Source organism: Stomatobaculum longum (assembly GCA_000242235.1).
Taxonomy (GTDB): domain Bacteria; phylum Bacillota; class Clostridia; order Lachnospirales; family Lachnospiraceae; genus Moryella; species Moryella longum.
Genome location: JH590864.1, coordinates 212157 through 232251, shown reverse-complemented (window position 1 = coordinate 232251; position 20095 = coordinate 212157). Strand labels below are relative to the sequence as shown.

Genomic DNA, 20095 nt, shown 5'->3' with positions numbered 1-20095 from the left:
GGGATGCGGACTACTATCATTTGGCTGCTCTTTATGCTTTTATAATATCCAGTTGGCTGCTCGCTCTCTTGCCTGAATAAACGCAGAATAAATGCCCTCCTGATTGATCAGCTCGCTGTGTTTTCCCTCTTGCACTAATTTACCGTCATCAATCACCAAGATCTGATCGGCTTTTCTCACGGTAGTAAGTCTGTGCGCTATGGAAATCACTGTATGCCCTTTGGACAATTCCTCGATAGCCGCTAAAATCTCATATTCATTTTCGGGATCAACGGAACTGGTCGCTTCATCCAAAAGAATAATCGAAGCATTTTTAAGTAATGCTCTGGCAATCGAAATCCGTTGCTTTTCTCCGCCGGAAAGGGAGCTTCCCCCCTCGCCTACCATGGTGTTATATCCCTCGGAAAGTTCCATGATGAAATTGTGGCAGCGCGCTTTTTTTGCGGCCTCCACTACTTCCTCGCGGCTTGCATGCGGATTTGCAAAACGGATATTATTTTCTATGGTATCCCGGAAAAGATACACGTCCTGAAAAACGAGGGAAAGATTTTTAAGTAAACTCTCCACTTTATAATCTCGTAGATCCCTATTTCCCAATTTGATTGTACCGCTGTCCACATCGTAAAAACGGGATATCAAATTGATAATGGTCGTTTTTCCGGAACCGGAGGGTCCTACAATGGCCGTCTTTGACCCCTGCGGAATCGTAAATGACAGGTCTTTTAAGACCGGTTTTCTTTTGTCGTAGCTAAAGCTCACCTTGTCAAAGACAATATCTTGATTTTCCACGGTTTCCAAAGTACCGTCACTTATCTCGGGAATATCCAAAACCTCATCCAAATATTGCATATTGGCAGGATTTTTCACCATCAGAATTGCCGCATTTTCAAGCTGCTTTAGACCGCCGAAAATCATAAATCCGGCCGCCGAAACGGTGAGCGCCTGAGGTAATAAGACTTCGCCTTTTGTATAGAGATAGCAGGAAAACAAGGTAACAAGCAGGCTCGATAGATTGATAACAGTAGAAAAAATTCTCGCATAGACAACAAAAACCATCTCAAAATGTACTTGAGAAAGCCTGAGCTCCTCAGAAGAATTCTTCAATTTGGAATGCACTTCTTCCACAACTCCGGCATCCGCAAGCGGAAAACTGCGGAGTACGGGAATACCGCTGATGCTGTCAACGAGGGCGTCTCCAACTTTGGTAATTGCAGCGTGTTCCCGAGCTATCTCTTTCTTTGCTTGATTTACCATAAGAATTACACAGAGCCAAATAAGAGCTAAGCAAATTAGAGTTAAAATTCCGATTTTAAAATTTATACCAAACATACCTATCAAAAGGAAAAAAGATATTGAAATACCGGAAACAGTAAAGTCTATACTCATTGATGAGTAGTTTTCAAGACTTTTCATGACATTGGTAAAAGCTGACATGATTCTTGAAAGACTCTGTTCTGCAAAGTATCCCATAGGAGCTTTTTTTAGCCTTTCACCGACTGCAAGTCGGTAATCCTTGAAAATACCAAAGAAAACACCGTCGCTGAGACTGCTTTTTGCCCACCCCGTCAGAAAATTGAAAAGGAAGGAAGCAAACAACACGCCGAAAATCGTCCGAATATGCTTCCCGGTAGTCTCATTCATCCAACCAAATGCAAGGAAGAGCGCGCAAAAGCTAAACAATATGGACGCATTTTGCAGAAAAATAAGGAACACTCCCGCCCTGAGGCGATTTTTATAGCGCCCTGCCATTTTAAATGACAATCTAATAAACTCCATCTCTTACTCCTCTCCTAAATATTGTCTCCAAAGACTTGCATAGAGCGGCTCCTGCAACAGCTCATCATGCCTTCCCTTGGCTATGATTTGGCCTTTATCAATTAAAATGATCTGATGGGCCTGCTTGATGGTATTCAGCCTATGCGCAACGACCACAAGGTTCTTTCCCTTTACGAGATGAGAGATTGCTTCTTGAATGAGCGCTTCGTTTTCCGGATCAGCGTAAGCGGTCGCTTCGTCTAAAATAATGGTTGAGGCAGGCTTCAGGATGGCTCTGGCAAGGGTTATACGTTGGCGTTCACCGCCTGACATTGCGCCACCTGCAACGCCCGCTTTGGTTTCATATCCCCCGGGAAGCGCCATGATGAATTCATGGCAATGAGCAGCTTTTGCGGCTCTTATAATTTCATCCTCGCTTGCGTCGGGCTTGCCGAGACGAATATTATCCCTGATACTTACATCAAACAGGAAGTTATCTTGAGAAACGAAGGAAATCTCTTCGGCAAGCTGATGAAACGGTATTTTCTTTGTATCCACACCGCCAAGAGAAATCACACCTGACGCTGGATCCCAAAAGCCAGCCAAAAGCTTTGCAATCGTGGATTTTCCTCCGCCGGAAGGACCGACAAGCGCGGTTACTTCTCCCGGCTTCGTTTCAAAGGAGATCTTATGCAACACCTCAGTGCCATCGTGATAAGAAAAACTTACATCCGTAAATTTAATCCCCTTAGTGTTATCGATGACTGCTCTCTTGTCAGCATCAGGACGCTTTTGGACAGGCATGTCAAGCAGCTCCTGTATTGAGACCCAGGTATTGGAGGCCATCTGAAAGAGTTCAAAGCTCATCATGATTGCCAAGGCCTGCGGAAGAATGGAAATCGGCAGAATAAGCGATAAGAGCAGGGTTTCTATACCGATTTCCCCCTTTCCGTATAAATAAAATGCAAAAGGCATACTCACAATTTGCGGCGTCATCATTGCCGCAGTCATCAAGGCTTTGCCCAACCAACTTTGCTTCCACCACTTCATTGTGGAAAAATGATAGAATTTTACTGCATCCGCAAATTTTCCGTAAGAAGCCTTATCTTGTGCAAACGCTTTGATTACAGGGATTCCGCGAACATATTCAGCGCTTCTATCCGCAACATTGGCATAGCTCGACAACCAAACAGCCATCCTACTGCGGTATTTATGCATCATTGTCGCCATTCCTATAAGAACAACAGGTAGAGGAACGAAAATCGACAATCCTATACGCCAATCCAAGCAAAATAAAATGATCACACAAAGGATTGGATGTAAAAGACGGCTTGGCAGCTCCGGCATGAGATGAGCTACCCAATCTTCCATATCCGCTACCCGGTCCATAATGATCACCTTGATTTTCCCCACGGGATTATCCACCAAGTATCCCATGGGAATTACTTTTAACTTCTCGAATAGCGTCTGCCGGAGCTTTTCCAATATAGAAAAGGACGTCTTATGCGAAATAGTTGTGCTGAGGCCGGTAAGCACAAAATAAAGCAGTAACGAGCCCATTGCCAAAAAAGCGTATTGCAGAAGTTCATCAAAACCGATCGAACTGCCTCCGGCTCTTTTTATAAGCCATGCGGCAGCGTAAGCGCTAAAGAAATAAGTGGCGAAACTGAAAATCTCTCCGAGGCAAGCAAAAATGACAGAAAGCCGCATTCTGCCCTTGTACTCCGGAGCAACACTCATGAGCGCTTTGGTTAAACCATCCATGCTGATTTTAGCTTGCTTTTCACTTTGCGCAACATCACTTTCGATCCGCTGCATAATTTCCTGCGGAACGTCAAGATTCAGACTCTCGACCTCTTTTATTAACGCTTCATCCTTCCCTAGCTTCGTACCGCCCGAAGTACGTTTAAGCATTTCATCATGATGTTTTTTCTTCTCCATATAATTTATCCTCATGTTTTAGTTTTGACTAACTAGCAGTCGAAAAAATTATTTGATTTTGCCTTTATCATAACCATCAATAAACAGCTTTACTGTATTCAGAAAGAACTCTCTGTTCCTCACAAAGCTATCCCTTGCTCCATCCAGAATTTCACATCCTAGCACAATCGTGTTTATAAGAAATATCAAAAAGTCGTTGCGAAAATACTTGTATACATCCTCTCTTGCCCCTTTCACTCCGCTGTAGCTCGCTTTTAAGGATTCCTCAACCAAGATCGGGAACAAAGCTCTCAACTCTTCATTGTTTTTCATCGATTGTAGATATATGGCATATACGCTCATAAGCTCACTTTCACCGAGCATTTTATCGACAATCATCTGTGCCACTGCATTTCCGTCCAGTTCTCCCGAATAGGACGATAAAAATTCATTGATTTTCTCAATCCGATAAGCCATGCCCTCCCGCATTAGATCATGTAATATTTCTACCTTGTTTTTGTAATGGTAATATACACCTCCTCTTGAAAGGGATGTTTCGGTGATAATATCCTCCATTACCGTGTCGGCAAACCCTTTGCTCAAAAAGACCTTTTTAGCCGCATCTAAAATCTCTTTTTTCCTGATTTGACCGGCTTTCTGTTTTTTCTCTTCCAAAAATAGATTTCTCCTCGTAGTAAAAAAACCGACAACTTTGTCGGTTTTATTGTAGCACCAAGTTTTGATAGAGTCAACTAATATCCCCATGTTTACTCTATTATCCTGAAATCAAAAAAGAGAAAAGGGACGGCAGAGCCACTCTGCCGTCCCTCGCTTCATCTCTGAATTCGATTCATCATATTCTGAATTTCTTTTGCCTGCTAGGATCTGCTGACGTATTGGGGCTTAAAACGACTCATTGTGCCTTCCGTCCGCTGTGCTTGTTTGTCGAATTCGTGTCATTCGTACTTCTCGGCTCTACCGCCGGAGCTTCCGGCGCAGCTTCCCGCTTTTCCGCAGGCACTGCCGGCACTTCCGCCGTTCCCTCGGCGCTCACATTGGCACGCTCAAGTCCGGTCACATTGAGGTTACGATTCACCTTTGCGTCATAGGTGCCCGCGCGCATAATCTCGCCGAGATCGATGCCCGTGGTCTCCTTCATCGACTCGAAGAGCTTGCCCATGACGACGGGGACATTCGACGCAAGCTGAGATACGCCGTTTTCATTGCTACCGCTGCCGCCGATGATTGTGATCTTATCAATCTGCGCGAGCGGCTTCGCAATCTCACTTGCAATGTCCGGGAGCACTTTGATCAGCATCTCCGCCATTGCGGCATTGTTGTACTTCTGGTAAGCCTCGGCCTTCTTTTCCATGGCCTCGGCCTCCGCAAGACCCACGGCTCTTCTCGCCTCAGCCTCCGCCTTACCGCGGAGAGCAATACCGCTTGCCTCTGCCTCGTACTTCGCGCGGATACCGCTGGCCTCCTGCTCTGCGGCGTACTTCGCAGCCTCGGCAACGGCCTTTTTCGCCTCTGCCTCTCTCTCCTGCTCGTACTTTCTCGCCTCTGCCTCTCTCTGGCGCTTTGCGAGCTCTGCGGCTGCCGCCTGCTCCACGCGGTACTTCTCGGCATCCGCCTTCTTGTTGATTTCGGCATCCAGCGCCTGCTGCATGACCGCAACTTCCTGCTTCTTCAGCTCGGAGTCGCGCTCTGCCTTTGCGATTGCGGCATTGACCGTCGCAATCTGAATATTCTTCTCCTGTGCCTGCTTCTGAATCTCGTACGCGGCATCCGCCTCTGCCTTCTTCGTATCGGAAATGACCTTCAGTTCAGACTGGCGAATTGCGAGTTCATTGTTCTTCTGCGCAATCTCGGTGTCCGCGAGCACACGCGCATCGTTTGCGGCCTTATTTGCCTCGGCCTGCGCAATCGCGACGTCGCGGTCCGCCTGCGCCTTCGCAATCGCGGCATCCTTCTTGATCTTAGAAGTGTTATCCGCACCGAGGTCGTTGATGAGACCCTTCTCATCCGTCACGTTCTGAATGTTGCAGGAGAGAATCTCGATGCCGAGTTTCTCCATGTCGGCAGCTGCCTTCATCATCACCTGATCCGAGAACGAATCGCGGTTCGTATTGATGTCCTTTAAGGTCAGCGTGCCGATGATTTCACGCATATTACCCTGCAGGGAGTCCTGCAGATCCATAGCAATCTGCTCGGGTTTCTTATTCAGGAAGTTGCGGGAAGCCTTTTCAATGCCCTTGCTGTCCGGCGCGATTCTGACCTTCGCGACCGCATCCACATTGACGTTGATAAAGTCCGTCGTCGGCACCGACTGCTCGGTCTTGATATCGACCGTCATCTGGCCGAGGTAAAGGACATCGAGGCGCTCAAGGAACGGAATTTTGACGCCCGCGCGGCCGATTAAAATCTTCGGCGTCTTCCGGTAGCCCGAAATGATGAATGCCTTGTCCGGCGGCGCTTTGACATATCCCGAGAGTACGACGATCAGAAAGAAAACAATGAGGATAACAGGAACAAGGGTGCGAAGCAATGCAAGATCCATGACAAAATCCTCCTTTTCTCAAATGACTGTGCCGCTGCCAAAAAACTTTTTTCTTACTTCTTGCGGTAAATGAGTTCCTCTCTGCCAGGTCCGTTCGAGACCATCGTAATCGGCACGCCGATCTCCTTCTCGATGAACTCGACATACTTTCTGCAGTTCTCCGGTAACTCCTCATAGCGCGTGATGCCGCGGATATCCTCTTTCCAGCCCGGCAGCACCGTGAGCACCGGCTTGCAACGCTTTAAGAGCGGCGTGACCGGGAAATAGTCAATGACCTTTCCGTCGAGCTCATAGCCCGTGCAGACCGGAATCTCGTCGAGATAGCCGAGCGCATCCAACACCGTGAGCGCGACCTCCGTGCTGCCCTGGACGCGGCAGCCGTAGCGGGTCGCGACCGCGTCAAACCAGCCGACGCGGCGCGGTCTTCCGGTGGTCGCACCGTACTCGCCCTTGTCGCCGCCGCGCTTTCTGAGTTCCTCTGCCTCGGTCTCGTCGAGAATCTCGGAGACAAACTCACCCGCGCCGACCGCGCTCGAATAAGCCTTGGTGACCGTCACAATGTCCTTTAACTCATAGGGCGGGAACGCCGCACCGACCGCCGCAAAAGCTGCCGTCGTGTGCGAGCTCGTGACCATCGGATAAATGCCCTGATCCGGGTCCTTGAGGGAGCCGAGCTGGCCCTCGACGAGGACGGTTTTGCCCGCGCGGAGCGCCTCGGTGAGGAAAGCGCCTGTATCCGCGAGATAGGGGGCAATCGCCTCGCGGTACTCCGTCAGGGTCTGCATGATCTCATCCGCCTTCAGCGACTCCTGATGATAGAGATGCACAAAGAGGGCATTCTTAATGGTGCAGATATTCTCGACCTTCTCGCGCAGCGCCTCTTCGTCGAAGAGCTCAGCCGCCTGAATGCCGATTTTCGCGTACTTGTCCGAGTAGAACGGCGCAATACCGGACTTCGTGGAACCGAAGGCCTTACCCGCGAGGCGCGCCTCCTCGTAGCTGTCCTGTAAGATGTGATAGGGCATCAGGAGCTGCACACGGTCGGAGACCAGAATCTTCGGTGCCGGCACGCCCTGCGCCTCGATGCTCGCGAGTTCCTTCACAAACGAGGGAATGTGGAACGCGACACCGTTGCCGATGACATTGGTGATATTCTCGGAGAACACGCCCGACGGCAAGAGGTGCAGCGCAAATCTGCCGTAGTGGTTGATAATCGTGTGCCCCGCGTTTGCGCCGCCCTGGAAGCGCACCACAATGTCCGCATCCTGCGCGAGCACGTCCGTAATCTTTCCCTTGCCTTCATCGCCCCAGTTGGCGCCGACAATTGCTTTAACTGACATATGATAAACTCCTCTCTCTTTTCGTCCCTTAGACCTGAATCTCGGCCTTTTCGCCGAGCACATCCTGATTCTCCTTGAGTAGCGGATTGACCACTTCGTTCAGGTAATCCGTGACCTGCTCCGCACTTCTGCCGATGTAGCGCTCCGGCTGCATGGTCTTCTCGAGATCCGCTAAATTCAGGTGGAACGAAGGCTCTGCGGCAATCAGCGCAAGAAGGTCGTTGTCCTTGCCCTCTGCCTTCACATGCTGTCCGGCAATCATCGAGAGCTCGCGAATCTTCTCGTGCAGTTCCTGGCGGTCACCGCCCGCCTTGACCGCGTCCATCATGATGTTCTCGGTCGCCATAAACGGAAGCTCTGCCATGAGACGCTTCTCAATGACCTTCGGGTAGACCACGAGGCCGTCCACGACATTCATGTACAGGTGGAGGATGCCGTCGATTGCGAGGAAGCCCTCCGGGATCGAGAGGCGCTTGTTCGCGGAGTCGTCGAGCGTGCGCTCGAACCACTGCGTGCTCGCGACGAGCATCGGGTTCATCACATCGCTCATCACATAGTTCGCGAGACTCGCCATGCGCTCGCAGCGCATCGGGTTCCGCTTGTAGGCCATGGCCGAGGAGCCGATCTGGCTCTTCTCAAACGGCTCCTCGACTTCCTTCAAGTGCTGCAGGAGGCGGATGTCGTTCGAGAACTTGTGCGCGCTCTGGGCAATGCCCGCGAGCACATTCAGAACGCGGGTGTCAATCTTCCGCGAGTAGGTCTGGCCGGAGACCGGTACACAGGCCGAAAAGCCCATCTTCTCCGCGATCATCGGATCGATCTTCTTAATCTTCTCTTCGTCGCCCTCAAAGAGCTCCTTGAACGAGGCCTGCGTGCCCGTGGTGCCCTTACAGCCAAGCAGCTTCATGTTTGCGAGCACGTGGTCCAGATCCTCGAGATCCAGAAGCAGTTCGTTGATCCAGAGCGTTGCGCGCTTGCCGACCGTGGTCGGCTGCGCCGGCTGGAAGTGGGTAAAGGCGAGGGTCGGGAGGTCCTTATACTTCTCCGCGAAGCTTGCGAGCTCCGCGACGACATTCAGAAGTTCGCGGCGCACAATGCGGAGCCCCTCCGTCATCAGAATAATATCCGTGTTATCGCCCACGTAACAGCTGGTCGCACCGAGGTGAATGATGCCCTTTGCGCTCGGGCACTGCTTGCCGTAGGCATAGACATGACTCATCACATCGTGGCGCACTTCCCGCTCTCTCGCCTCCGCGACTTCGTAGTTGATATCCTCGGCGTGTGCCTTTAATTCCGCAATCTGCTCCTCCGTAATCGGAAGTCCGAGTTCCCTCTCTGTCTCGGCAAGTGCAATCCAGAGTTTTCTCCAGGTGCGGAACTTTTTCTCCGGCGAAAACAAATACTGCATCTCCGCCGAGGCATAGCGCTCGGAGAGCGGACTCAGGTATTTATTGTATTCTTTTTGCATATGCGGTCTCCTTCTTGTTCCGATTGGCAGACGACTCCAATTTCCATGACATTCTGTATTTTAACACGAATACAGGCTTAACTCCAGTCCCACTGCATACAGGAAACATGCTCCATCGAGCCGCTCCGTGACAGACAGCCCGCCCCGTCCCACTGCATACAGGAAACATACTCCGAACCGAAACAGCCTCTCCTGGATTCTCACGCGCAATCGAGTCCCAATCGGATGCCGCATACAAAAAAGCACGCAATAAAGCGTGCTTCTCCGCCATGAACGAACCGACACTATCGTTTCAGGCAGCGCTACCGGTGACAATCGCCTCCCGCTTTGTTCTGCCCTACACGCTTTGTCGCAATCACGAATACACTTCGTCTCAATCACGGGATCGCTTTTCTTTCAGCAGCGGTACAGCCGCGCGCGGCAGTATGCCCTGCATCGCGGCGAGCGCCACGCCGTAATTGGTAATCGGAATATCCGCATTGCGGCTCTCTTGAAAGCGCGATAAGAGTTCCGTATCCCCGAGCATACAGGCGCCGCAGTGCACCACCAGCCGTATCTCTTTTTCGCGCATGTCCTCCGGGAACTCGTGGCCGGAGCTGAAATAAAAGCGGAGTTTTTTCTCCGCGGCCTTTTCGAGTAACTTCGGGAGCTTCACCGTGCCGATGTCCTTACACTGTCTCTTATGGGTGCAGCCTTCCGATATCAAAACGGCGTCGCCGTCCCGTAGCTTCCAGATCGCCGCCGCACCGATTAACGCCTCTTCGAGCACACCGCTCTGCCGGGCCAGCAACATGCTGAAAGAACTGAGCGGCTGCTCCGCGGGAATGCAGGCTGCGACTTCGGCAAAAGCCTGCGAATCCGTGATGATGAGGGTCGGCGGCTCACGAAGGGCCGAAAGCAGAGCGGGCAGCCCCTCCGGCTGACAGAGAAAGGGAAAGGCACCGCCGTCCAAAAGCTCTCGCACCGCCATCTGCTGCGGCAAAATGAGGCGACCGCGCGGCGCGGATTCATCCTGCGGACAGACCAGGACGACTGTGTCACCGGGCGCAACGAGATCCATGAGCAGCGGTTTCTTCTCTGCCTTACGCGGCAGCATACCGATGGCAGTCTTTACTTCCTCTATGCCTTCTCCGCTCACGGCAGAGCAAAGAATAATTTCTTTGACCTTTGCCCCGCAGCGCGTAAGCAGCCCGGAAACGTAAGCCACAGACTCTGCGCGCTCCTTTTCCGTGAGCGCTTCCGCCTTGGTGATGACCGCTAAGAGCGGAATCCCCTTTGCCGCGAGCGCGCGAAACAGCTGCTCTTCGGCCTCTCCTGCCTCCCTTTTTCCCGCAAGACAGAGAATGGCCGCGTCACAGCGCTTTTGCATCTCCTCAGCGCGCCGCACGCGTTCTCTTCCGAGTTCCCCCTCGTCATCGATGCCCGGGGTGTCGATTAAGGTAATCGGTCCGAGCGGCAGTATCTCCATAGTCTTTTTGACCGGGTCCGTGGTCGTGCCGGGCGTATCCGAGACCAATGCGGCCTTCTGCGCGCTCAGCGCGTTAAACAGGCTTGACTTACCCGCATTTCTCGCGCCGAAAATACCGATACAGGCGCGAAATTTTTCGCTTGCTCCGAATTCTTGCATGCACTGCTTCCTCTCTGATTTCTTTCTGTCTTAATTTCTTTCTGTCTTAATTTCTGTCTCTCTTGATTTCTGTCTTTCCGACTCCCGACTTTCTTGAGCCTGTCTTTCTTCGTTCCGCATGATTCTCGTATGCTTCCGAAAAAAGGCGGATGAGCCTTCCGCCCATCCGCCTTCTCTCAGGTAAATCGCTTATTTCTCATACATGAAGTCGTAGAGCTTCTCGGCGGAGTCAATGACGCGCGCGCCGTAGTCCATCACATCGTCATAGTCCATCTCGATAATCTTCTTGCTCTTGATTGCGGGCACATCCTGCACCACCTGATTTTCGCTGAGCGAAGCGACCGCGTTGACATCCGCCGCCGCAAAGCGGTCCGAGCGGACATAGACAATCACATCCGGATTCATCGAAATCAGATTTTCGAGCGTGAGGCCGTTGCCGCCCTTCTCGAGCACATTCTCTGCGTTCAGAGTCTTTAACATGCAGCTGCTCATCTTCGAGTTGAAGCCCGCAAAGGTGCCGTCCGTATAACCGGCCATAAAGAGCACCTTCTTCGGCTCTCCCGTTTGGTTGCTGACCTTCGTAAGCAGCGCGTCAATTCGCTTGTCAAGTTCCGCCGCATAGGCATCCGCCTTCTCCTGCACATCGAAGATTTTGCCGATGTTGCGGACATCTTCCGGAATGTTCTTGAGCGACTGGTCAATCGAAGCACTCGCGAGTTCGGTGTAGACCGGAATGCCGAGTTCCTGATAGGACTGCACCGTGCCGATTGCCGTGTCGGTGAACATGAGAGGCCCCTTGCCGAGAATCAGATCCGGCTCGAGTGCAAGTATGCTCTCCTTCGAGACCGACTTCTTGTCGCCGAGACTCTTTAAGGAGGCAATTTCGGTCGCAATGTCGCCCTTTAACGCATTGTCGTTGTCAAAGACCGCGACAATCTTATCTTTTAACCCGAGCTTAATCAAGAGCTCGGTCATCGAGAGCTGCGTCGAGAGTACGCGCTCCGGTGCATGGGCATAGCTCATCTCGACTTCCTTGCCCTCGGCGTCGTAAATCTTGAGCGTCAGGGGATAAGCGGTCTTTGCAGCCGCACTGTTCTTCGCCGCCGCGCCGCTCTCTGCCACTGCCTTGGTCTCGCTCCCTGCTGTGGTCGCTGTTTCCGAAGCGTTTGCGGCGCTCGTCTCGGAACTCGCTGCCTTTTGTCCGCAAGCGGTAATCATCAGTGCCGCCGCGACTGCCGCGAGCGGTAAAAGCATGGTCTTTTTCTTCATAGCTCTCCTTTTTCTGCGAAATCTCTGCTAAAACCTCTGTTGCCAAACACAGTTGTCAGAGATACTGAATCATGAGCTTTCCGTCAATGGGGCTCGGGTACACCGCTGCCTCGACCTCAAAAATCCGCCGTATGGTTTCGGGTGTCATCACCGCTTCCGGCACGCCGCTCTCCACGATTTCGCCCTGTCGCATGAGATACAGATAGTCGCAGTACTGCGCGGCCAGACCGAGGTCATGCAGCGCCGCGAGCACCGTGATGCCGAGATCTTTGATGATAGAAAGGATCTCGAGTCGGTAGCGAATGTCCAGGTGGTTCGTCGGCTCATCCAGAATCAGGACTTTCGGGTTTTGCGTGAGCGCGCGCGCCAGGACGACGCGCTGCTTCTCGCCGCCCGAGAGCGACTGAAAGTTCCGGTCGCGGTAGTCTTTCATGCCGACCTTCGAGAGCGCCTCGAGCGCCGCCTCATAGTCCCCGTCCTTTTCCCGCTCAAGGAGCGTGTGGAACGGATAGCGCCCCATCAGCGCAATGTCCATGACCGTATAGTCAAAATTAATCTGATTGAACTGCCCCATGACCGCCATGCGGCGCGCGATTTTTTTTCCCGAAAAGCGGGCGATGTCCTCACCGTCGAGCCGCACTGTGCCGCTGTCCGTCTTCTGGGTCTTATAAATCGCGCGAAGCAAGGTGGTCTTGCCGCTCCCGTTTGCACCGAGGAGCGCCGAGAACTTGTGCTCCGGCACATCGAGCGTCACGTTTTTCACAATGGATTTTCCGGCGATCGAGACCGCGATATTTTCTGCTTCGAGTCTCATTTATTTGCCTCCGAATCCGTAGCGTTTTCGCACCATCACATAGACAAAGAAGGGGGCACCGATTAACGCCGTGAATATACCGACCGGCAGCTCCGTGTTCGGCAGTAAACTCCGCGCGAGTGCGTCGACCCAGAGCATAAAGAGGCCGCCGGAAAGCGCCGCGACCGGCAAGAGTCTTCGATGTGCGGTGCCGACCAGCGCCCGCGCGAGATGCGGAATGATGAGCCCCACAAAGCCTATGGTGCCGCAAGCTGAAATCAGAGCGCCCGTGAGCAGCGAGAGCACCAGAAGGTACGCGAGGCGGCAACGGAAGGTATCGATGCCGATTGTGACAGCCGCCTCCTCGCCGAGCAAGAGGCCGTCCAAAGTTCTCGCCTGACTCATGAAATAGAGCGCCGCAAGTGCGACAATCACGGCAATGAGCCCGATATTCTTCCAACCGGCGCGCGTCAGCGCTCCCATGGTCCAGAACTTAATCGACAGCACACCGTCGGAATTGCCCGCGACGGCAATGATGAAATTGGAAAAGGCGGTGAGCAGCGCGTTCACGATCATGCCGGCGAGAATCAGCTTGACCGAGGTGGTTTTGCCGTCCGCCGAGGCGAGTGCAAGCACCAGAAAGCAGGCGAGACCCGCGCCGAGAAACGCCCAGAACCCGGACACAACGCCGACACCGAGGAACAGAGAGCCCGTTGCGCCGAGTGTCGCCCCGGCTGAAACGCCGAGGATATAGGGATCTGCCATGGGATTTTGCACGACCGCCTGCATCACACAGCCGCAGAGCGCGAGTCCGCTCCCTGCGAGAAAGCCGAGGATAATTCTCGGCACCCGGATTTGCCAGACAATCTGCTCCATCGAAACCGGTATGCTGCGTCCGCTTTGTCCGAAGAGGTGGCGCAGTAAGACAGCCCAGGTCGTCTCGACCGGAATTCGCACCGCCCCCATGCAAAGCGTGACGACCGCCGAGGCCAGCGCTGCGAGTATCAGGCAGAGAACAAGCCATTTTGTTTGTCTCGTAGCGTATACCTCCTTTTTCTTTGATTAGATTTGACTACCGATAGTCAATCTTAACTTATCATATCTCTCTTGTCCAGCAGAACAGGGCATCCGTACAGTGCCGAATCTCAGAAGCGGAAATCCCGGCGGTTCGAGGCGTAAATCTCTTTGATATTCTCCGCCGCAATCGTGCGGCTTCTCTCATTCGGGATGGTCGTGAGCTCGGTTTCAACGAGCGCCTTGCCGGTCTCCCTGGTCTCCTCGGACGCATAGTCGGTCAGGTATTCCGCGAGCGTCATGAGTGCGTTCGGATGACAGCAGTTCTGAATCTGTCCGCTCTTGCAGAGACTCATGAAGCGGTCGCCTGTACGCCCCTCGCGGTAGCAGGCCGTGCAGAATGAGGGCAGAAAGCCGTCCCGCATAAGCCAGAGCAGCACTTCGTCCAAGGTTCTCTGGTCCGAGACATCAAACTGCTCGGTGTCGTGCACTCTCTCCTCCTCCGCATAGCCGCCGACCGAGGTGCGGGAGCCGCCCGAAATCTGCGAGATGCCGACCCGGAGCGCTTTGCCGCGCACCGCCTCCGACTCGCGGGTCGAGATAATCATGCCCGTATAGGGGACCGCGATGCGGATGCAGGCAATAATCTTCAGGAAGGTCTCATCGTCGATGCCGTTATTGAATTTTGCGGGGTCAATGTCGTCCGCCTTTTTGAGGCGCGGCACGCTGATGGTATGGGGTCCCACGCCGTGTACGGCTTCCAGATGTTCCGCGTGCATCAAAAGTCCCGCGAATTCATAGCGGTACTTGTCAAGCCCGAAGAGCACGCCGATACCGACATCGTCGATGCCGCCCTCCATCGCGCGGTCCATCGCCTCGGTGTGGTAGCGGTAGTCGTGCTTCGGGCCGGTCGGGTGCAGTGCCTCATAGCTCTCCTTGTGGTAGGTCTCCTGGAATAAGATATAGGTGCCGATGCCGGCGTCCCGGAGTTTCCGGTAGTTTTCGACCGTGGTCGCCGCAATGTTCACGTTGACGCGGCGTATATCGCCATTCTTATGATGAATGCCGTAAATCGTACGGATGCACTCCAAAATATAGTCGATCGGGTTATGCAAGGGATCCTCGCCCGCCTCAAGCGCAAGGCGCTTGTGTCCCATATCCTGAAGCGCAATGACCTCCTGCCGCACTTCTTCCTGCGTCAGCTTTTTCCGCTTGATGTGCTTATTTTCCGCATGGTAGGGACAGTAGGTGCAGCCATTCACACAGTAATTCGAGAGGTAGAGCGGCGCAAAGAGAACGATGCGGTTTCCGTAAAAGGCGAGCTTGATTTCCTCCGCGAGTTTCATCATCTCGGCATTTTTTTCGGGAAGATCGCACGCCAATAAGACCGAGGCCTCCCGGTGCGTAAGTCCCTCACAGCGGACTTTCCCGCCCTCATACTTGGGGCGCGCTTTCTCGAGTATGCGATCGATCAGTTCTTCGTTTCGCTTGTTTTCCTCCGCGTAGCGAAGGGTCTCTAAGATTTCTTCGTGGGAAATAAACTCCTCTGCCGAAAGAGAGGCAGGGTTATACGATGTGCTTGCAGATGTAGCCATGAAGGGTTTCCTTTCTTGCGGTCCGGGTTTTCCCGTTCCGTTCAGATTGAAATTGTATTGGGGTACTATTCGAGCGCCGATGGCGAAGGGAGCGGTTTCACGTCCCCGCGTGTCTCGGTCAGCCGATAGCCGATGGATTCCATGCGCCGGTTTAAACAGGAGCGGCAGGCCGCCGACTCATCTCCGGTGCAGATTTTATTATCGTAGAGCAGATATTTTTTCCGGACTTCGACCGGAGACAGATTGGGCATTACGACATTTGCTCCCGCCTGTATGCCCATCTCCCGCCCAAGCGGGTGAATGGTGCCGAGCGCCGTCGTTGCAGGCAATAAGAGATTCGGCTGCAAAATCCGGAGCAAAGAGAGCAAAAACAGGGTCTGATGCAAATCCCCCTGCTTCTCGTCCCGAAACACAGTCGCGTGCTGCGGAATAAAGGGGCCAATGCCGCACATGGCGGGCTTGAATTCCTGAATAAAGTGGAAATCCTCCGCTAGCGTCTCGACCGTCTGTCCGGGCGAGCCGACCATAAAGCCGCAACCCACCTGATAGCCTATGCGCTTCAAATCCTCGAGACAGTCGAGCCTGTGGCGGAGCGAGAGTTCCGCCGGATGCAACTTCCGGTAGTGCGCCTCATCCGCGGTCTCGTGGCGAAGAAGATAGCGCTCCGCCCCCGCATCAAAGAGCCGCTGATAGCTCTCGTGCGTCCTCTCGCCGATCGAGAGCGTAATCGCGCAGTCCGGGTGCTGCGCCTTGATTGCGCGGACAATACGGACAAGCCTGTCATCGTTAAAGTACGGGTCTTCCCCGCCCTGCAAGACGAAGGTGCGAAACCCGAGCCGGTAGCCTTCCTTGCAACAGAGCAGTATGTCCTCCTCAGAGAGCCGATAGCGCTCTGCCTCCGCGTTGCTCCGCTGCAGGCCGCAGTAATGACAGTCGTTCTTACAGTAACTCGTGAACTCGATGAGCCCCCGTGTGAACACCTGATCCCCGTAAATTTGTTTTCGAAGCCGCACCGCTCTCTTGGCTGCCTCCTTCCGGAGTGCCTCCGTCTCGGCATCGATTAATTCCGCATATTCCGAAAAAGTAAGCCCCCGCTCCCGCTCCAATTTGTCGAGCAGGACGAGGGCTCTCTCGTCAGCGCTTCGCATAGGCAGTCTTGACACTCACATGTGGCAGATTACCGACTTTACCGGCGAGCTCCGCAATCGTGTTCTCCGGCGCGTCGAGGGCAATCGCCATGAGGCTTATATTCTTCTTTTCGTACGGCAGTCCCATACGCCCGATGATATAGCTCCCGTAGCTGTGCAACAGCTGGTTCAGGGGCTCCGCGCTGTCTCTGTCCTCCACGATGATACTCATCACCGCAATTCTGGTCTCTTCCAAACGCTTTCTCCTTACTCGCCCAGCAGTTCCTCCGGCTTTAAGGAGCCGATGCCGAGGCGCTTGTAAATTTCAAGATAGGCCTCTCGCACATTGCCGAGATTCCGGCGGAAGCGATCCGCATCTAGGCGCTCGTGCGTATCTCTGTCCCAGAGGCGCATATTGTCCGGCGACAGAGCCCCGGTCAGTACCACTTCCTCCTTGTTTTTGCCGAAGGCAAGCGAGAGGTCGATTAAGTCCACCCGGCGCTCCGCAAAGTAGGGAATCAGAATCTCGTTGATGCGGAAGGCGAGCTGTGTCATCTTCCGCAAGTCCTCCTCTTTGACCAGTTCGAGCGCAAGCGCGTCATAGCCGTTTAAGAAATACCGCTGCCCGCCGTCTTTCCGGTTCCGGAGCTCCGCCGTGGGGCGCGAGAGCGCCTTGCCCTCTGCCACGCCGGTTCTCTCCGCAAAACTGCCCGCGCTGAAATTTCGCACCACGAGATCAAAGGAATAACGATGCACGGCGCGGAAACTTAATTCCCGCGCCGAAATCTCTTCCAGAAAAGCTGTCCGTATTCCCTTGGTCTCGAGATGGCGAAAGAGGCTTGCTGTCATGCGGCTCGCGACAATTCCCTTGTCGGCGACGGTCTCGGTTCTGCCGTCCGCATCCGCGACCTGATCCAGCCACTCGACGAGGGTCACGCCCTCGGTGTCCGTCGCATAGCACCGCGTCACGGCCGTGCCGCCGATACTCTCTCTCTTCTCCATCCCGTCTTTCCTCTTACCCCTGTAAACTTGCGGCAATCACATCCGCCATCGTATAGCGCCCCGGCTTCTGTCTCGCGAGAAACTTTGCCGCCTCGACCGCGCCCTGCGAGAAAATGCGGCGCGAGTACGCGCGGTGGCTCAGGGTCAACACCTCGTCATCGCCCGCGTAAATCACATCGTGGTCGCCCGGAATCGTGCCGCCGCGCACCGCGGAAATGCCGATTTCATCCTGCTCCCGCGCCGTGTGGCGCGACTCGCGGTCGTACACATAGTGAAAACGCTCGTCACAGGCCGCATTGATCTCATCCGCAATCGCAAGTGCGGTGCCGCTCGGCGCATCCACCTTTCTTCTGTGGTGCTTCTCGACAATCTCAATGTCAAAGCCCTTCGCCGCGAGCACATTTGCCGCTTCCGCCGCGAGCTTCATCAGAAGATTCACGCCGAGCGACATATTTGCGCTCCGAAGGATTGCCACCTTCTCCTGCAGCGCCGCAATGCGCGTAAGCTGCGCTTCGCTGAGTCCCGTCGTGCAGATGACCGCCGGCATACCCGTGCGCTCCGCAAAGTCGAGCACGGCATCCACGGCCGCCGCGACCGAAAAGTCAATCAGCACATCCGCGCTCTCTTTGGTAAGCTTCGAAAAATCCGCATAGACCGGATAGTCGGCCGGTCCCGCCGTGCGGTCCACACCGGCGACAATCTCCGTGCCTGCATCCGCGAGCGCGGTGGCACTGACCTCCCGTCCCATATGACCGCAACATCCGTGCAGTAAAATACGAATCATAAAATTCCATACTCCTTCATCGCAGACTTCAGGCTCTCCAGGTGCTCGGGCTCCATCTCGCAGAGCGGCAGACGCAGCGGGCCGACCTCCTTGCCCATCAGGTTCAGCGCGGTCTTCACCGGAATCGGATTCACTTCGATGAAGAGCTGGTGAATGAGTTCCGCTGCCTCAATCTGCATTGCGGCAGCCTTCTTGACATCGCCGTCCAGCATGGCGCGGCAGAGCTCATGGGTCTTCCGCGGCACCACACAGGCGAGCACCGAAATGACGCCCTTTGCGCCGAGCGACATGAGTGGAATAATCTGATCATCGTTGCCGGAGTAGAGGTCAAAATCGTGACCGTCCAAAAACTCAAGCGTGCGCAAAATATTCGTAAAGTTGCCGCTCGCTTCCTTCATACCGACAATGTTCGGCACATTCTTTCCGAGATAGGCGGCCGTCTCCGGCTGAATCGTGAGTCCGGTTCTACTCGGAATGTTGTAGAGCAGACACGGCAGCTTCACGGCATTGGCAATCTCGGTGTAGTGGTGAATGAGTCCCTTCTGCGTCGCCTTATTATAGTAGGGCGAAACCAGCAGGAGAGCGTCCGAACCGTACTTCTCCGCCTCAATCGACATCTCTACCGCGGTATCCGTCGAATTGGAGCCGCTGCCGGCCACAACCGGAATCCGGTGATTTACAATCTCAACACTTCTCTGAATGACTTTGAGATGCTCCTCGTGCGTGAGCGTCGAAGCCTCGCCGGTGGTGCCGCAGGCAATCAGCGCGTCCGTGCCCTCCGCAATCTGCTCCTCAATGAGCTCCTCAAGCTTCTCGTAATTGACCGTGAGGTCATCATTCATCGGTGTTATCAGGGCAACACCGGAGCCCTCAAAAATGCTTTCCATGCATTTCCTCCGTCTTCACATCCGTGATCGAATCCAATGCGTTTACTTTTCCGTACATCCGGCGCTGCGCCGTTTTCTGACGAAGTCGCGATAAAATGAGACTTCCTCTGCTACATTATCGTAACATAGCCATATTTGAAAAGCAAGGCAGGGCTCTATGGACGCTGCGGCTCTGCTCTGCCAAAAAAGGGGAAGAGCCGTCAAAGCTCTTCCCCTTTTTGTCTCAGTTCTCCTGATAGACAATGATATACGCTTTCACATTCTCGCTCCCCTTCACCAGCGTCAGCGGAATGCTGAGCACATCGCGCGGCACATCGCCTTTGTAATATTCCCTCCGCTCCTCCGGGGAGTAGGCATACATCGCAACCGAGTAGCTGTGCCCCTTCTCGAGCTCTGCATCAAACTCCACCTTCTCGCTCTCGAGGTTGATATTCTGTCCCAAAGCGCTGACTTCCGTGCTCTGATAAACGCCGGCAATTCTGTGAGGGCCCTCCGGAAGCGCGACAATCTTCTCAAGGTTCTCTCCGCTCACCGTCTCAAAGAGAGATAGGTCCCGACCGTCAATCGAAAACTTCTTTCCGTAGAGATGCAGAAGCGCCTTGTCCGCATTTGACGCCCGGTAGTCCGTTGCCTTACTTTTGCGCTTCTTCTGAATGCTCATCATAACCACAAAGAGCAGCGCCCAGACGCCCACCACAATTGCAACAATCAGCTTTGTGTCAATCATTTTCTTTTCCCCCAAAGTAAAACCTGTTTTTGAAACGCCTGTTTTTACCGCTTCCCAAGCCGATTCACAGACTGTCCGCGCGCCTTTATACGCTTGTTATATTGATTTGTACGCTTGTCATATTGAATAGCAACTCTCACACTCTGTGTGAGAGCAAATACAACCGTGATCGAATCCAATGCGTTCACGTTCTCGTACTTCCAGCAATATTCCGCCTGTCCGATCAA

17 protein-coding genes are annotated in these 20095 nt (G+C 53.7%); all 17 read right to left on the bottom strand.

The features are described from left to right. Nucleotides 1–39 precede the first annotated feature (39 nt). Nucleotides 40–1776 (bottom strand): ABC transporter ATP-binding protein, encoded by a 1737-nt coding sequence (locus tag HMPREF9623_RS09580; RefSeq protein WP_009533686.1) that lies wholly within the window; start codon nt 1774–1776, stop codon nt 40–42. Nucleotides 1777–1779: 3 nt separating this feature from the next. Beyond that, nucleotides 1780–3696 carry an ABC transporter ATP-binding protein gene (locus HMPREF9623_RS09575; RefSeq protein ID WP_009533685.1) on the bottom strand — a complete coding sequence of 639 codons (1917 nt, stop codon included), beginning with the start codon at nt 3694–3696 and terminating at the stop codon, nt 1780–1782. Between the two features lie 48 nt (nt 3697–3744). Next, entirely contained in the window at nt 3745–4350 is a 606-nt protein-coding gene (locus HMPREF9623_RS09570) for a TetR/AcrR family transcriptional regulator (protein ID WP_009533684.1), read from the bottom strand. A gap of 238 nt (nt 4351–4588) precedes the next feature. Then, nucleotides 4589–6235 (bottom strand): flotillin family protein, encoded by a 1647-nt coding sequence (locus HMPREF9623_RS09565; RefSeq protein ID WP_009533683.1) that lies wholly within the window; start codon nt 6233–6235, stop codon nt 4589–4591. Nucleotides 6236–6288: 53 nt separating this feature from the next. Further along, nucleotides 6289–7575, bottom strand: a complete 1287-nt coding sequence (locus tag HMPREF9623_RS09560; protein ID WP_009533682.1) for an adenylosuccinate synthase — start codon at nt 7573–7575, stop codon at nt 6289–6291. A gap of 28 nt (nt 7576–7603) precedes the next feature. Next, complete coding sequence (gene purB, locus HMPREF9623_RS09555) at nt 7604–9043, bottom strand: adenylosuccinate lyase (RefSeq protein WP_009533681.1); 1440 nt, start codon at nt 9041–9043, stop codon at nt 7604–7606. Between the two features lie 373 nt (nt 9044–9416). Then, complete coding sequence (gene hydF / locus HMPREF9623_RS09550) at nt 9417–10670, bottom strand: [FeFe] hydrogenase H-cluster maturation GTPase HydF (protein ID WP_009533680.1); 1254 nt, start codon at nt 10668–10670, stop codon at nt 9417–9419. A 189-nt stretch (nt 10671–10859) separates the two neighbouring features. Next, nucleotides 10860–11939 (bottom strand): ABC transporter substrate-binding protein, encoded by a 1080-nt coding sequence (locus HMPREF9623_RS09545; RefSeq protein WP_009533679.1) that lies wholly within the window; start codon nt 11937–11939, stop codon nt 10860–10862. Nucleotides 11940–11994: 55 nt separating this feature from the next. Continuing rightward, the gene (locus HMPREF9623_RS09540) at nt 11995–12753 is read right to left on the bottom strand and encodes an ABC transporter ATP-binding protein (RefSeq protein ID WP_009533678.1); all 759 of its coding nucleotides are present in this window, start codon (nt 12751–12753) and stop codon (nt 11995–11997) included. Then, a complete protein-coding gene (locus HMPREF9623_RS09535; protein ID WP_334290535.1) occupies nt 12754–13737 on the bottom strand; it encodes a FecCD family ABC transporter permease in 984 nt (327 codons plus the stop codon). It lies immediately after the preceding gene. 140 nt (nt 13738–13877) lie between these two features. After that, complete coding sequence (gene hydG, locus HMPREF9623_RS09530; RefSeq protein ID WP_009533676.1) at nt 13878–15341, bottom strand: [FeFe] hydrogenase H-cluster radical SAM maturase HydG; 1464 nt, start codon at nt 15339–15341, stop codon at nt 13878–13880. A gap of 65 nt (nt 15342–15406) precedes the next feature. After that, on the bottom strand, nt 15407–16489 hold the full coding sequence (hydE, locus tag HMPREF9623_RS09525; RefSeq protein ID WP_009533675.1) for a [FeFe] hydrogenase H-cluster radical SAM maturase HydE: 1083 nt from the start codon (nt 16487–16489) through the stop codon (nt 15407–15409). Continuing rightward, the gene (locus tag HMPREF9623_RS09520) at nt 16476–16724 is read right to left on the bottom strand and encodes a TM1266 family iron-only hydrogenase system putative regulator (RefSeq protein ID WP_009533674.1); all 249 of its coding nucleotides are present in this window, start codon (nt 16722–16724) and stop codon (nt 16476–16478) included. Before HMPREF9623_RS09520 ends, hydE begins: the two co-directional genes overlap by 14 nt. 11 nt (nt 16725–16735) lie before the next feature. Beyond that, a complete protein-coding gene (locus HMPREF9623_RS09515; protein ID WP_009533673.1) occupies nt 16736–17470 on the bottom strand; it encodes a phosphoribosylaminoimidazolesuccinocarboxamide synthase in 735 nt (244 codons plus the stop codon). 13 nt (nt 17471–17483) lie between these two features. Next, entirely contained in the window at nt 17484–18254 is a 771-nt protein-coding gene (gene dapB / locus HMPREF9623_RS09510; protein ID WP_009533672.1) for a 4-hydroxy-tetrahydrodipicolinate reductase, read from the bottom strand. Further along, entirely contained in the window at nt 18251–19141 is an 891-nt protein-coding gene (dapA, locus tag HMPREF9623_RS09505; RefSeq protein ID WP_009533671.1) for a 4-hydroxy-tetrahydrodipicolinate synthase, read from the bottom strand. Before dapA ends, dapB begins: the two co-directional genes overlap by 4 nt. Nucleotides 19142–19364: 223 nt before the next feature. Then, nucleotides 19365–19868 carry a hypothetical protein gene (locus HMPREF9623_RS09500; protein ID WP_009533670.1) on the bottom strand — a complete coding sequence of 168 codons (504 nt, stop codon included), beginning with the start codon at nt 19866–19868 and terminating at the stop codon, nt 19365–19367. Nucleotides 19869–20095: the final 227 nt, after the last annotated feature.